The following is a 12,541-nucleotide window of genomic DNA, read 5'->3' as shown; positions in this document are numbered from 1 at the left end:
CCTCCTCCGCCTTGCAGCTCGACGCACCAGGCCCCGCTCACCTGCGTCGATGAGGCGCCGCGGATTTCCTGCGACTTGATCCGCCGGACAGGCCCCAGCGTCCACGGGGCGGGTCCTGCGACGAGTCCCCACGACGAAGGGGGCGCCCGGAGTGATCCGGGCGCCCCCTTCGTCGTACGAGGGATGTCGAGGGAGTCAGCGGGCCTTCGGCCCGCCCTTCGGGAGTTTCATGCCCTTCGGCATCGGCCCCTTGGGCAGTGGCATGTTGCTCATCAGGTCGCCCAAGGCCCGCAGTCGGTCGTTGGTGGCCGTCACCTGCGGACCGGTCAGCACGCGCGGCAGCTTCAGCATCGTCGTGCGCAGCTTCTTCAGCGGGACCTGGCCCTCGCCCGTGCCCACCATCAGGTCGTGCACCGGCACGTCCGCGACGATGCGGTTCATCTTCCGCTTCTCGGCGGCCAGCAGGCTCTTGACCCGGTTCGGGTTGCCCTCGGCGACCAGGACGATGCCGGCCTTGCCGACCGCCCGGTGCACCACGTCCTGGCTGCGGTTCATCGCCACCGCGGGGGTGGTCGTCCAGCCCCGGCCGACATTGTCGAGTACCGCCGCGGCCGCGCCCGGCTGGCCCTCCATCTGCCCGAAGGCCGCTCGCTCGGCTCGGCGCCCGAACACGATCGCCGACGCGAGGAAGGCGAACAGGAGGCCGAGAATGCCGAGATAAATGGGATGACCGATCAAGAAACCGATCGCGAGGAAGACACCGATGGTGACGATTCCGACAGCCGCGAGTACAAGACCGATCTTCTTGTCGGCCTTGCGAGTCATCTTGTAGGTCAGAGCGATCTGCTTGAGTCGCCCGGGATTCGCAGCGTCCGCTGCCGTGTCCTTCCTCGCCATGGCACGAAGTCTACGTGCCCCCGGAAGCGCCGACGACGGCAGTGCCCGCGGGAGAGGGGCGGAAGTGCGTCAGGGGCGCAGGGTGAACGTCTGCTCCAGGACGCGCTGCGCCTCGACCCGGTCCTTGGCGCGGCGGCGGTCCTCCAGGACGGACGTCCAGGCGTTGCGGCGGGCGGTGCGCTGGCCACTGCTCAGGAGCAGGGACTCGACGGCGCGGAGGGCGTCGGTGAACGTGGGAATCGCTGTGGCGCGGACGGGCGCGGCCTGCATGATGGAGGTCCCCCCTCGATACCCCTGCGGGTATGGGTGTACGTGGTGTAAGTCCAGGGTCACTGATTGGTGTTACCAGGGCATGACCGACCGGTCAAACACCCATGAAGCCTTGGTGCCGAGCCCCCGAACGCCGACGCGGCCCTGACATATGCCCTCATCAGCGAGGACGGTCAGGACCGCGTCATATCGGTCACTACCGGCGGGTAGTTTCTTGTGCGTGAATTCACACGCTTGCCACGTCGGACGGGGCGAGACGGGTGACGGCCGGTCAGCCGGTCAGACGGCCTGCGAGGCGACGTAGGAGCCCCGCTTCTCGATCGCCATCTGGTAGAGCCGGCCGGCGCGGTACGAGGAACGCACCAGCGGACCGGACATCACACCGGAGAAGCCGATCTGCTCGGCCTCGTCCTTCAGCTCCACGAACTCGTGCGGCTTGACCCAGCGCTCCACGGGGTGGTGGCGCACGGACGGGCGCAGGTACTGCGTGATGGTCACCAGCTCGCAGCCCGCGTCGTGCAGCTGCCGGAGCGCCTCGCTGACCTCCTCGCGGGTCTCGCCCATGCCGAGGATCAGGTTCGACTTGGTGACCAGGCCGTAGTCGCGGGCGTCGGTGATGACCTTCAGCGAGCGCTCGTAGCGGAAGCCGGGGCGGATGCGCTTGAAGATGCGCGGAACCGTCTCGACGTTGTGCGCGAAGACCTCGGGGCGGGAGGCGAAGACCTCCTCCAGCAGCTCCGGTACGGCGTTGAAGTCCGGGGCCAGGAGCTCCACCTTGGTGCGTCCGGCCTCGCGGGAGGCGGTCTGCTCGTGGATCTGGCGGACCGTCTCGGCGTACAGCCAGGCGCCGCCGTCCGGGAGGTCGTCGCGGGCGACGCCGGTGATCGTGGCGTAGTTCAGGTCCATGGTGACCACGGACTCGCCCACGCGCCGGGGCTCGTCCCGGTCGAGCGCCTCGGGCTTGCCGGTGTCGATCTGGCAGAAGTCGCAGCGCCGGGTGCACTGGTCGCCGCCGATGAGGAAGGTGGCCTCACGGTCTTCCCAGCACTCGTAGATGTTGGGACAGCCGGCTTCCTGGCAGACGGTGTGCAGGCCCTCGCTCTTCACGAGGTTCTGCATCTTGGTGTATTCGGGACCCATTTTCGCCCGAGTCTTGATCCACTCGGGCTTGCGCTCGATGGGGGTCTGGCTGTTGCGGACCTCCAGGCGCAGCATCTTGCGTCCGTCGGGTGCGACTGCGGACACGTCGGCTCCCTGCTGATTGCTTTGGGTAATCTTCGATTCTTCGGCGCACACCAGGGTACGCCCGTGGTAAGTGGGCCCTGCCTTCGAGGCCAACCCGAGACCCTCGGGGTGCATTCCCGCTAGGCGGAGGTCCGCTCGATCTCCCGCGGCTTGAGGTCCGCGTTCTCCAGTACGTCCTTCAGGTGCCGCTCCGCGATCGGCAGCACCGCGTCGATCGTGACGTCGCGGCCGAGTTCGCCGGCGAGGGAGGCGACCCCGGCGTCCCGGATCCCGCACGGGATGATCCGGTCGAACCACCGGTTGTCCGGGTTCACGTTCAGCGCGAAGCCGTGCATCGTGACGCCCTTGGCCACGCGGATGCCGATCGCGGCGATCTTGCGGTCCTCGCGGCGCTGGCCGGCGTTGGAGGGGGCGTACTCCGGGCCGTTCATGCGCGGGTCGAACTCCTCGTCGTGCAGACGGGGGTCGAAGTCCAGGGACAGTCCGCCCGGCGACGGGCGCTGATCGACCGGGTCGCCGAGCACCCACACCCCGCTGCGGCCCTCGACCCGGCTGGTTTCCAGGCCGAACTCCGCGCAGGTGCGGATCAGGGCCTCTTCCAGCCGCCGTACGTGCGCCACGACGTCCACCGGACGCGGAAGCTTCTGGATCGGGTAGCCGACCAGCTGGCCCGGGCCGTGCCAGGTGATCTTGCCGCCGCGGTCGACGTCGATGACGGGGGTGCCGTCGAGCGGTCGCTCGCTGTCCGCGGTCCGCCGGCCGGCCGTGTAGACCGCGGGGTGCTCCAGGAGCAGGACGGTGTCGGGGACCTCGTCGGCGAACCGGGCCGCGTGCACCCGGCGCTGCTCGTCCCACGCCTCCTGGTACTCGACGGCGTCCGCACCGAATCCCATCCGGACGAACCGCAACTCATCCACGGCAAGCGCCTCCCTTGAAGCCCTGGCGGGTCGTAAGGCACGAACCGCGCCCACGCCACTGTACGACCGAGCGTCACGCGTCAGCCGTGCGGCCAATCCTCACACGATCGGATGAACGAGCATCGAAGTGTGCGATCACCTGCTCACTCTCCGCTACATTCACGCCGTTCACAGAGGCCATAAGGGCTGCTCACAGGCAATCCGGGCACCGTGCGGCCGATGAGGCCGCGCGACGGCCCGAAAGGCAGGAGACCGCACCGCAGATGACGGAACGACCCGCGCAGCGCACTCCCAACCGACAGCTCGCCGCGCTCATCGCAGAAGCGGGGTTCTCCAACGCGGGTCTCGCCCGTCGCGTGGACCAGCTCGGACTCGAACACGGGCTGGACCTGAGATACGACAAGACCTCCGTGACCCGGTGGCTGCGCGGGCAGCAGCCCCGCGGCACCACCCCCGCCCTGATCGCCGAGGTCTTCACCCGCCGCCTCGGCCGCCGGCTCACCGCCCAGGACCTCGGGCTCGACGCCTGCGCCCCGGTCTACGCCGGCCTCGAATTCGCCGCCGGCCCCGAAGAGGCCGTCGACATCGTCAGCGGGCTGTGGCGCAAGGACTCCGGCAGCCACGCCGAACTCCGCAAGATCGCCTTCACCCCGGCCGGCCTGGTCGTTCCCAGCCGGGACTGGCTGATCGGCCGCCCCGACGACAAGGTGGCCCGCGGCGAACCGGCCCTGCGCGTCCCCGCGCAGGGCCGCCCGGGGGTGCCCCGGCAGCGCGGCGCGGCCGAACGCGGCCCGGGCCAGAAGGTATCCGGCGGCGACATCGCCGCCCTCCGCTCGGTCGGCGAGCTGTTCCGCTCCCTCGACGACATGTACGGCGGCGGCCACGCCCGCCAGGCCCTCGTGCGCTACCTGGAGCACGAGTGCGAGCCGATGCTGCGCGGCACCTACGGCGAGCAGACCGGCCGCCGCCTGTTCGCCGCCGCCGCCGACCTCACGAGGCTCGCGGGCTGGACGTCGTACGACATCGCGGCGCACGGCCTCGCCCAGCGCTACTTCGTGCAGGCGCTCAGGCTGGCGCAGGCGGCCGGAGACCGGGCGTACGGCTCCTACGTGCTGGTCACCATGAGCCGGCAGGCCGTCTATCTCGGGCACGGGCGCGAGGCCGTGCAGCTCGCGCGGGTGGCGCAGCAGGGGGTGGGGACCAACGCCCCGCCGGTCGTGCAGGCACTGCTGCACGCGGTCGAGGCCCGCGGGCACGGGGTGCTGGGCGAGGTGCGTCTGTGCACCGGTTCGCTGGTACGGGCCGAGCGCGCTCTGGAGGCGGCTCGGCCCGGTGACGAGGTCCCGTACTGGGCGCGGTTCTTCGACGAGGGGCAGCTCGCCGACGAGTTCGGCCACTGCCACCGGGACCTCCAGCAGTTCCGCTCGGCCGTCCAGCACGCCGAGCGCTCCCTGCAACTGCGCGCCCCCTCCTACGCCCGCAGCCGCCTCTTCTGCCGCGTCGTCCTCGCCTCCGCCCGTCTCGGCCTCGGCGAGCTCGACCAGGCCTGCGCGCTGGGCGCCGAGGCGGCCGGCCAGGCGGCGGAGATGCGGTCGGTGCGGGCCCTCGAGTACGTGCGGGACTTCGAGCGGAGGCTGGAGCCGTACAAGGACGCGGCACCGGTGCGGGGGTATCGCGACAAGGTCGCGGCCCTGGGGTGAGGCGATCGTCGTGACTCCGACGGTGGTGGGCGCTGCGCGACCGCGTCGTGGCTGGTCACGCAGTTCCCCGCGCCCCTCGGGCGTTTCAGGCGGCCCGCGGTGTGGACATCGGTTCCGCCCCGTGCATCGACGCGGTCGCGCCCAGGTCCGCCAACAGGGCCGACGCGGCCCGGTGAGCCGAGTGCAACGCCCCTTGCACCGTGCTTGTGTCCCGGTGGTCGCCGCACACGTACAGGCCCGCCAGCAGCCGTACCGGGCGGCGCAGGTCGTGCGGCGGGCGCATCGCCGGGACCGCCTCGGCGGTGTGGTGGACGGCGAGGGTCTCCCAGCGGCGGGTGGAGGTGCCGTAGAGGCGGGACAGGTGCATGCGGACGGCGGTCTCCAGGTCGGACGGCGGTGGGCCGAGGACCGTCGAGGAGACGAGGGTGCGGCCCGCGGGTGCGCGGGCCGGGTCGACGCGGCTGACCACCGCCGTGTGCGCGACCGGGCCGCCCCGGTCCGCGTCGAGCAGCAGAGCCGCGCCCGTCGCCGGCGGCTCGTCCGTCGTGTGGTGGACGACCGTCACCGGGTGGAACTCCGGTACCCGCAGCCCGGGCAGCAGCTCGGCGGCGGCCCGGGCGTCGGTCGCGACGAGGACGGCCCGGCAGCGGATCTCGCCGTGTTCGGCGGTCGTCACCGAGGTCGTGGAGATCGAGGTGGCCCGGACGCCGGTGTGCACGGTGCCCGGCGGCAGCGTCTGCGCGAGCAGCTCGGGCAGCGCCTCGGCCCCGCCCTCCGGCACACACAGCCGCCCACCCGCGAAGGCCCGCAGCGCGAGGTCGGCGCACCGGCTGGACGTGGTCAGCTCCGGGTCGCACAGCAGGGCGGCGAGCAGCGGACGCAGGAAGCCGTCGATCGTGCGGGCCGGCACCCCGCGGGCCGCGAGGGCCTGCCCGGCGGGCAGTTCGGGGCGGGCCAGCAGGCGCCCGACGGGGGTGTTCGCGATCCGGGACAGCGCGGCACCGAGCCGCGCCTGGTCGACGGCGGTGCCGAGCGGGACGGTCGCCCCGGCCTTCGGCATGGAGGTCGGCCGGGGGGCCTTACGCCCCTTGGCGGGGGCGCTTGCCAGGGCGCGCACCGCGTGGAGTGCGCCCCGTGCGCCCCCCGCGTTCAGGGGCGGGGCGGCGCGATGGTGGCGGCCGTCGCTGTGCAGCAGGACGCCCGGTGCGAAGGGCCGCAGCACGAGCCCGTCCAGCCCCGGTGTCAGCCGTAGTTCGGGATACGCCGTGGACAGCAGCTGTCCGATGCGGTCGAGCCGGAAGCCGTCGACCTTCTCGGTCGTCATCCGGCCGCCCACACCCGGGGCGGCCTCCAGCACCGCGGTCGTCACTCCTGCGCTGGTCAGCCGATGCGCCGCGGACAGCCCGGCGACCCCGGCTCCCACGATCACGACGTCCACCTGGTACGCGGGCTCAAGCACGTGCCCCTCCTCGAGGTTGCGCGGCCGGTGGAGACGTCATGCCCCCAACTGCCTCCGGGAATACCCGAGTTCGGGTCGAGGGTAGGGCCGTGATCGGTCGGGGACAGTCGCGCATCGACAGGGCACGGTCGCACGACGGTCGCATGCGATCGCAGACGTCACCTCGCCGCCCGGATGGCCTCCTCGATCTCCGGGAACGCGAAGGTGAACCCCGACTCCAACAGCCGCATCGGCAACACCCGCTGACTGCCCAGCACGTCCCCGGCCATCTCGCCGAGCGCGGCCCGCAGCACGGGCGCGGGCACCGCGAACAGCGTGGGCCGGCCCAGCACACGCCCCATCGCGGCGGTGATCTCACGGTTCGTCAGCGGGTGCGGGGCGGTCACGTTGAACGGCCCCGACAGGCCGTCGGTGTCGATGAGATGGCGGATCGCGGCCACCTCGTCGTGCAGCGAGACGAACGACCAGTACTGCCGCCCGTCGCCCATCCGTCCGCCGAGTCCCGCCAGGAACAGCGGGAAAAGCCGCCCCCACGCCCCGCCCTCGCGGGACACCACCAGGCCCGTCCGGGTGAACACCGTCCGTACGCCCGCCTCCTGGGCCGGCGCCGTGGCCCCTTCCCACTCCACGCACAGTTCGGGCAGGAAGCCCTTGCCGGGCGGGGCGTCCTCGTCGACGGGACGGTCGCCGGTCTCTCCGTAGATGCCCATCGCGCTGCCGTTGACGAAGACCCGCGGCGGCCGGTCCAGGGAGGCGACGGCCTCGGCGAGGGTCGCCGTGCCCAGCACCCGGCTGGAGCGGATCCGCTCCTTGTAGGCGTCGGTCCAGCGGCGCGACCCGACGTTCGCCCCGGCCAGGTTGACCACGGCGTCGCACCCGGCGAGCCCGGCCGGGTCGACGTACTTCCGCTCGGGGTCCCAGCGCACCTCGTCCCGCGTCCTGGGCGCCCGGCGCACCAGACGCACCACCTCGTGCCCGTCGGCGGTCAGGGACCGTGCCAGGGCACTGCCGATGAGACCGGACGCGCCGGCCACCGCGATTCGCGAACGTTCCATGAGAACCATCCTTGCTCAACGGGGGTGGAGAACCCCGAGGGGGTCCCGCGACCACCGTCGTAGGGTGACCGGCATGCCGGTTCCGTACATACGCCACGCCACCCCCGGGGACGAGGAGGCGCTGGGCCGCCTCGACCGCGACTCCTGGTCCCCGCTGCATTCCGTCCAGCCCCGCCCGCAGCCACCGTACGAGCCCTTCTTCAGCGAGCGGTTCGGCCCGCCGGACCATCTGGTCGCGGAGCTCGGCGGCAGTGTCGTCGGCTACGTCCGGCTGGGCTACCCGACCTCCCTCGCCTGCAACGCCCACGTCCGTCAGATCCAGGGTCTCGCCGTCGCCGAGGAGGCGCGCGGTGCGGGAGTCGGCCGGGCGCTGCTGCGGGCCGTACAGGACGAGTCCCGCAGGCAGGGGGCGCGCCGCATCACCCTGCGGGTGCTCGGCCACAACACGCCGGCCCGGGGGCTCTACGAGTCCGAGGGCTTCGTCGTGGAGGGCGTGCTGCCCGAGGAGTTCTACCTGGACGGCGCGTACGTCGACGACGTGCTCATGGGACGCAGTCTCTGACCTGGTCCGCCGCGGCGGTCGTACGGCGTCTGCGCGCCACCAGATACAACGGGACCCCCGCCAGCGCCGCCGCCGTGACGAAACCGGCGAGCACCCAGCCCCTGCCGCCGGAGTCCGGCGGCGGAGCCGCGGCGGTGAGGGCGAGCAGGGGACCGAGAACGAGGGTGGCGAGAGCGCGTGACATGGCTCAGAGGTACGCCCAGGACCGCTCCGGCACAGCGGATTGAGCCGTACGAGGGCGGCGCGAGCGGTGTCCGTCCGCCTGGGTGAGCGGACCTACCCCGTGGGGCCGCTCACGACGTCACCAGCTCGCCCGTGTCCACCGCGGCCGTCGCGTCCGCCGCCCGTTCGGCGTCCGAGGCGACCTCGTCCGCCGTCAGGACGTATCCCGTCTCGGCGTCGGAGGTGGAGCGGGCGAAGACGACGCCGTAGACCTTGCCGTCGGTGGTGAGGAGGGGGCCGCCGGAGTTTCCGGGGCGGACGGTGGAGCGGATCGAGTAGATCTCGCGGGTGACGGTCGCGTCGTTGTAGATGTTCTGCCCGTTCGCCTTCACCCGGTTCGCGACGGTGGCCGCCTGCAGGTTCAGGTCGCCGTCCTGCGGATAGCCCGCGACCACGGCCGAGTCGCCGCGCTCGGCGCTGTCGTCGAAGCGCAGGACGGGGGCGCTCAGATCGGGCACGTACAGCACGGCCACGTCCTTGTCCGGGTCGAAGAACACCACCCGTGCCTCGTACGACCGCCCGACCCCGCCGATCCGCACGCTCGGCTCGTCGATGCCGGCCACCACGTGGGCGTTGGTCATCACATGCTGCCGCGCGTACACGAACCCGCTGCCCTCGCGGCCCTGGGTGCCCGAGACGCCCTCGATCTTGACCGTACTGAGCTTGGCGGCGTTGGTGGCGCTGGCGGTGACGCTGTCGCCGGTGGGCTTGGCGACCTCGGCCGTCGACTCGTTCTCGAACGGGTTGAAGACCTGTGGGAAGCCCGCCTCGGTGAGCGCGGACGTGGCCCGCGAGAACCAGGCGGGGGTCGCGTCCGGCATGGTGTTCTGCACGGCGCCGAGCAGGGCCGAGTCCCGGATCGCGGTCGTGACCAGCGGCGACGAGGACGCGCCGAGCACGCTCGCGGCCACCCAGGCCACGATCAGCACGGCCACCGAGTTGGCCGCGGCCCCGCCGACCCCGTCGGCCACCCGCAGCGGCCCCTGGTCCAGCTCCCGGCGCAGCCGCAGAGCCAGCCGCCCCGCCAGCTCGTGCCCCACCACCGCCGGAACGAGCACCGTCAGCACCGCGGTCACCGTCGCCGCGGTCGTGCCCGGCGTGGCCAGGTCCATCACCCACGGCAGCGCCCACACGCCGATGGCCGCACCGCCCACGAAGCCGGCGAGCGAGACACAGCCGGCGACCAGTCCGCGCCGGTAGCCGGATGCCGCGTAGGCGAGGATCACCAGCAACAACAGGATGTCGAGCAGGTCCACTGAGCCGCCTTTCTCCAGGACCCCTTAGTACGCACGGGATGCGCCCAGTGATCAGCCACGCGCGCGTGGCGTCCGGAACCCGCCACGCGTGCGTGTACCCCGGGAAACGTCGCGGAACAGGACGATGGTTCCACCGGGTGGCACAGCACACATCGCGGGCGGACCGGATCGGCCGGACAGTGGGAAGCATGCGTGTCCGACCGACGGGCCCCCGGAGAACACGCGCGGTGCACATACCGAAGGCCGCGCTCGTGCTGCTCGGCTGTCTGCCCGGCCTCGCGGCCGTCGTCGCACTGGTGCTGTGCGCGCACGGAATCGGAAGCATCGGGTCCGACGGTGCCCGGTCGGTCGCGGGCCGCCCCGCGGTGGCCCACACCGTGACCAGACCGCACATCGTGCCGAGGTCGGTCTGGGCGGCGCGGGACAGCGACCGCACACGGCCGCCGCCGCGTTACGACGACAAGGTCATGGCGGTGTTCATCCACCACACCGACTCGCCCAACGCCTACGACTGCGCCGAGGCACCCCGCATCATCCGCTACCTCGCCCAGGGCATGACCGACGCCCGCGACTGGGACGACATCGGCTACAACTTCCTCGTCGACCGCTGCGGCAACATCTACGAAGGCCGTGCGGGCGGTACCGACCGCCCCGTCACCGGTGCCCACACCCAGGGCTTCAACCACCGCACCACGGGGATCGCCGCCCTCGGCACCTTCACGGCCGGAGTACCGGTCCCGAAGGTGATGACCGACGCGATCGCCCATCTCGCCGCCTGGAAGCTCGGCCTCGCCGACATCGACCCGCGCGGGACGGTCCGCCTGGTCTCCAGCAACGGCCTCAGCCGCTACGCCGACGGCACCACCGCCACCTTCCCCGCCCTGGCCGGCCACAAGGACGGCTACCGGACGAGCTGCCCGGGCGCGGCCCTGAGCGCCCGCCTCCCGGAGATCAGAGACCTGGCGGCCCGCCTGCAGGGCAGGACGTAGCCGTGCCCGGCTCACAGCTTTCTCCCAGCCGGCTCACGGATCCCCCAGAGGCAGTCGGCATACCTTCGGGGACACGCACTGACCGGAGGTGGGGATCATGAACAGCAGGCACATCGACACCGACAACACCACGCAGAACGCGGGCGGTTGGGCCAGGACCGCCCGCGGCCCCTGGGCGGTCCTCTGCGCGGTCGTGGCCGTCATCCTGGGCCCGGCCGCCGTCACCGCGTCCGCCCTGGAACAGGCCAACGCGGCGCCCCTGCACCACGCCGTGAGGGCGGACCAGACGCACGCCTACATTCCGACGGACACGACCCGCCGCCGCACCGCCGCCGCGTGAGCCTCAGCCCCGAAACCGCTCCCACAGCTTCGGGTACCGCGCGGCCAGCACCGACTCGTCCTCGAAGTCGACCGGCCTGCCCTGCGGCTCCGACGGGGCGGGCGCGATGCCCAGATCGGGGGCGACGGTGCCGGTGAGCTGCTCGTACGCCTCGTCCGCCGCGTAGCCGAGTTCCTCGCCGTCGCCGTCCATCTCCTCGTCGAAGTCGTCCAGGAGGTCGGCGAGCGAGTCCGGGTCGTGCACCGCGCCCTCGTACACCTCGCGGCCCTGGCCGATCAGCCAGCACCGGAAGAAGTCGAAGGCGTCGTCGCTCGCGCCGTCCAGAAGGACCCAGGCGGCGCCCCACAGGTCCCAGGTGTACGCGCGGTTGTAGCGGGCCTCGAAGTGACGGGCGAAGTCGAGGACCATGTCCGGGTCCAGCCGCAGAAGCCGGTCCACGAGCAGGTCCGCCTGCTCCTCGGGGTCGCCCTCGGCGGCCTCGCGGGTGGCGTCCACCAGCTCCCAGAACTCCGTCTCGTCCATCACGGGTCCAGCATCGGCCCTGAAAGGGTGGGGCGCACGTGGAGTGCGGCGGATTGTTATGTCCCGTACAGCTCGGCAAGTCTGGTCGCGTCCTTGACGAAACGCGCCCGCAGGCTCTCCGGCTCCAGCACCTCCACCTCCGGCCCGAGCGCCGCGAGCTGCGTGTGCGCCACCTCCTCGGACTCCACCGGCAGCGTCACCGTGACCCACCCGTCGCCGTCCGCGGCGCCGGCCGCTTCCAGAGCCTCCCGGGCCGCCACGGGATCGACGGCGTACGGCAGCCTGCGCACCCCGTCCCCGGACAGCCGCACCACCACCTCCGCCCGCAGCAGCGAGCGCGCGAACAGCTCGGCCCGCTCGTCCCAGAAGCCCGGCAGATCGAACTCCTCGTCCCGCGCGAACCGCTCCTCACCGGCCGTCACCTCGGTGAACCGGTCGATCCGGTACACCCGGTACGACCCGCGGCCCCCCGCCACCCGCGCGCACAGATACCAGACGCCCGCCTTGAGCACGAGCCCGTACGGCTCCAGATCGCGCTCCACCTCGGCCTCGCGGCTCCGGTAGCGCGCGGTGACCCGCCGGTCGTCCCACACCGCGTCCGCGACGGCGGGCAGCAGCTCGGGGGTCTTCGGCTCCTTGAACCAGCTCGGCGCGTCCAGATGGAACCGCTGCGCCGCCGTACGAGAGGCGTCGCTCAAGGACGGCAGCAGGGCCGCCGACACCTTCAGCCGGGCCGCCGAGGCCGCGTCCTCCAGGCCCATCTCCCGCAGCGCCCCCGGCACCCCCGACAGGAACAGCGCCTCCGCCTCGCCGCGGGCCAGCCCGGTCAGCCGCGTGCGGTACCCGCCGATCAGGCGGTAGCCGCCGGCCCGTCCCCGGTCCGCGTACACCGGCACCCCCGCCTCCGACAGCGCCTGCGCGTCCCGCGTGACGGTCCGCTCGGACACCTCCAGCTCCCGCGCCAGCTCGGCGGCGGTCATGGACGGCCGGGACTGGAGCAGCAGCACCATTTTGATCAGACGGGCAGCACGCATACGGCCATGATGCCGGGCCCCACCGACAACGAAGGGGTACGGCAGCAGCCGTACCCCTTCATCGCTGTCCTCG

Annotated in this window: 14 protein-coding genes; 4 read left to right on the top strand and 10 right to left on the bottom strand. The window is 72.2% G+C overall.

The genetic code is table 11. The features are described 5' to 3' along the window. Window positions 1-195 precede the first annotated feature (195 nt). From ACFWWR_RS29230 to lipB, 4 genes are all read right to left on the bottom strand, one after another. A complete protein-coding gene (locus ACFWWR_RS29230; protein WP_384306183.1) occupies window positions 196-897 on the bottom strand; it encodes a DUF4191 domain-containing protein in 702 nt (233 codons plus the stop codon). A gap of 69 nt (window positions 898-966) precedes the next feature. After that, window positions 967-1,167 (bottom strand): hypothetical protein, encoded by a 201-nt coding sequence (locus tag ACFWWR_RS29225; protein ID WP_383867197.1) that lies wholly within the window; start codon window positions 1,165-1,167, stop codon window positions 967-969. 279 nt (window positions 1,168-1,446) lie between these two features. Further along, on the bottom strand, window positions 1,447-2,412 hold the full coding sequence (gene lipA / locus ACFWWR_RS29220) for a lipoyl synthase (protein ID WP_383867199.1): 966 nt from the start codon (window positions 2,410-2,412) through the stop codon (window positions 1,447-1,449). 119 nt (window positions 2,413-2,531) lie between these two features. After that, complete coding sequence (gene lipB / locus ACFWWR_RS29215; protein WP_383867201.1) at window positions 2,532-3,383, bottom strand: lipoyl(octanoyl) transferase LipB; 852 nt, start codon at window positions 3,381-3,383, stop codon at window positions 2,532-2,534. Between the two features lie 209 nt (window positions 3,384-3,592). Here lipB and ACFWWR_RS29210 point away from each other — a divergent pair, with 209 nt between their 5' ends. After that, window positions 3,593-5,029: a regulator gene (locus tag ACFWWR_RS29210; RefSeq protein WP_384306180.1), complete on the top strand. Its 1,437-nt coding sequence runs from the start codon at window positions 3,593-3,595 to the stop codon at window positions 5,027-5,029. An 85-nt stretch (window positions 5,030-5,114) separates the two neighbouring features. Here ACFWWR_RS29210 and ACFWWR_RS29205 read toward each other — a convergent pair whose 3' ends face one another. Both ACFWWR_RS29205 and ACFWWR_RS29200 read right to left on the bottom strand, forming a co-directional pair. After that, window positions 5,115-6,488 (bottom strand): NAD(P)/FAD-dependent oxidoreductase, encoded by a 1,374-nt coding sequence (locus ACFWWR_RS29205; RefSeq protein ID WP_384306177.1) that lies wholly within the window; start codon window positions 6,486-6,488, stop codon window positions 5,115-5,117. Between the two features lie 158 nt (window positions 6,489-6,646). Continuing rightward, on the bottom strand, window positions 6,647-7,543 hold the full coding sequence (locus ACFWWR_RS29200) for a TIGR01777 family oxidoreductase (protein ID WP_383867206.1): 897 nt from the start codon (window positions 7,541-7,543) through the stop codon (window positions 6,647-6,649). 73 nt (window positions 7,544-7,616) lie between these two features. Here ACFWWR_RS29200 and ACFWWR_RS29195 point away from each other — a divergent pair, with 73 nt between their 5' ends. Then, entirely contained in the window at window positions 7,617-8,105 is a 489-nt protein-coding gene (locus ACFWWR_RS29195) for a GNAT family N-acetyltransferase (RefSeq protein ID WP_383867210.1), read from the top strand. On the opposite strand, the gene ACFWWR_RS29190 is transcribed toward ACFWWR_RS29195, so the two are convergent. Together ACFWWR_RS29190 and ACFWWR_RS29185 are read right to left on the bottom strand one after the other, a co-directional pair. Then, window positions 8,086-8,289 (bottom strand): hypothetical protein, encoded by a 204-nt coding sequence (locus tag ACFWWR_RS29190; RefSeq protein ID WP_384306174.1) that lies wholly within the window; start codon window positions 8,287-8,289, stop codon window positions 8,086-8,088. The two genes, ACFWWR_RS29195 and ACFWWR_RS29190, sit on opposite strands and share 20 nt — an antisense overlap. Before the next feature lie 109 nt (window positions 8,290-8,398). Beyond that, window positions 8,399-9,583 (bottom strand): MarP family serine protease, encoded by a 1,185-nt coding sequence (locus tag ACFWWR_RS29185; RefSeq protein WP_383867214.1) that lies wholly within the window; start codon window positions 9,581-9,583, stop codon window positions 8,399-8,401. Between the two features lie 188 nt (window positions 9,584-9,771). Between ACFWWR_RS29185 and ACFWWR_RS29180 the strand changes: the two genes are divergently transcribed. Together ACFWWR_RS29180 and ACFWWR_RS29175 are read left to right on the top strand one after the other, a co-directional pair. Next, a complete protein-coding gene (locus ACFWWR_RS29180; protein ID WP_384306172.1) occupies window positions 9,772-10,572 on the top strand; it encodes a peptidoglycan recognition protein in 801 nt (266 codons plus the stop codon). 97 nt (window positions 10,573-10,669) lie between these two features. Next, entirely contained in the window at window positions 10,670-10,912 is a 243-nt protein-coding gene (locus ACFWWR_RS29175) for a hypothetical protein (protein WP_384306169.1), read from the top strand. 3 nt (window positions 10,913-10,915) lie between these two features. Here the strand turns inward: ACFWWR_RS29175 and ACFWWR_RS29170 are convergent, their stop codons facing one another. Next, window positions 10,916-11,434, bottom strand: a complete 519-nt coding sequence (locus tag ACFWWR_RS29170; protein ID WP_384306192.1) for a DUF4240 domain-containing protein — start codon at window positions 11,432-11,434, stop codon at window positions 10,916-10,918. A gap of 56 nt (window positions 11,435-11,490) precedes the next feature. Further along, window positions 11,491-12,468 (bottom strand): helix-turn-helix transcriptional regulator, encoded by a 978-nt coding sequence (locus ACFWWR_RS29165; protein WP_384306166.1) that lies wholly within the window; start codon window positions 12,466-12,468, stop codon window positions 11,491-11,493. Window positions 12,469-12,541 lie beyond the last annotated feature (73 nt).

Source organism: Streptomyces sp. NPDC058678 (assembly GCF_042714835.1).
Classification (GTDB): domain Bacteria; phylum Actinomycetota; class Actinomycetes; order Streptomycetales; family Streptomycetaceae; genus Streptomyces.
The sequence above is the reverse complement of the archived record's forward strand: the minus strand, read 5'-3'. Positions and strand labels throughout refer to the sequence as shown.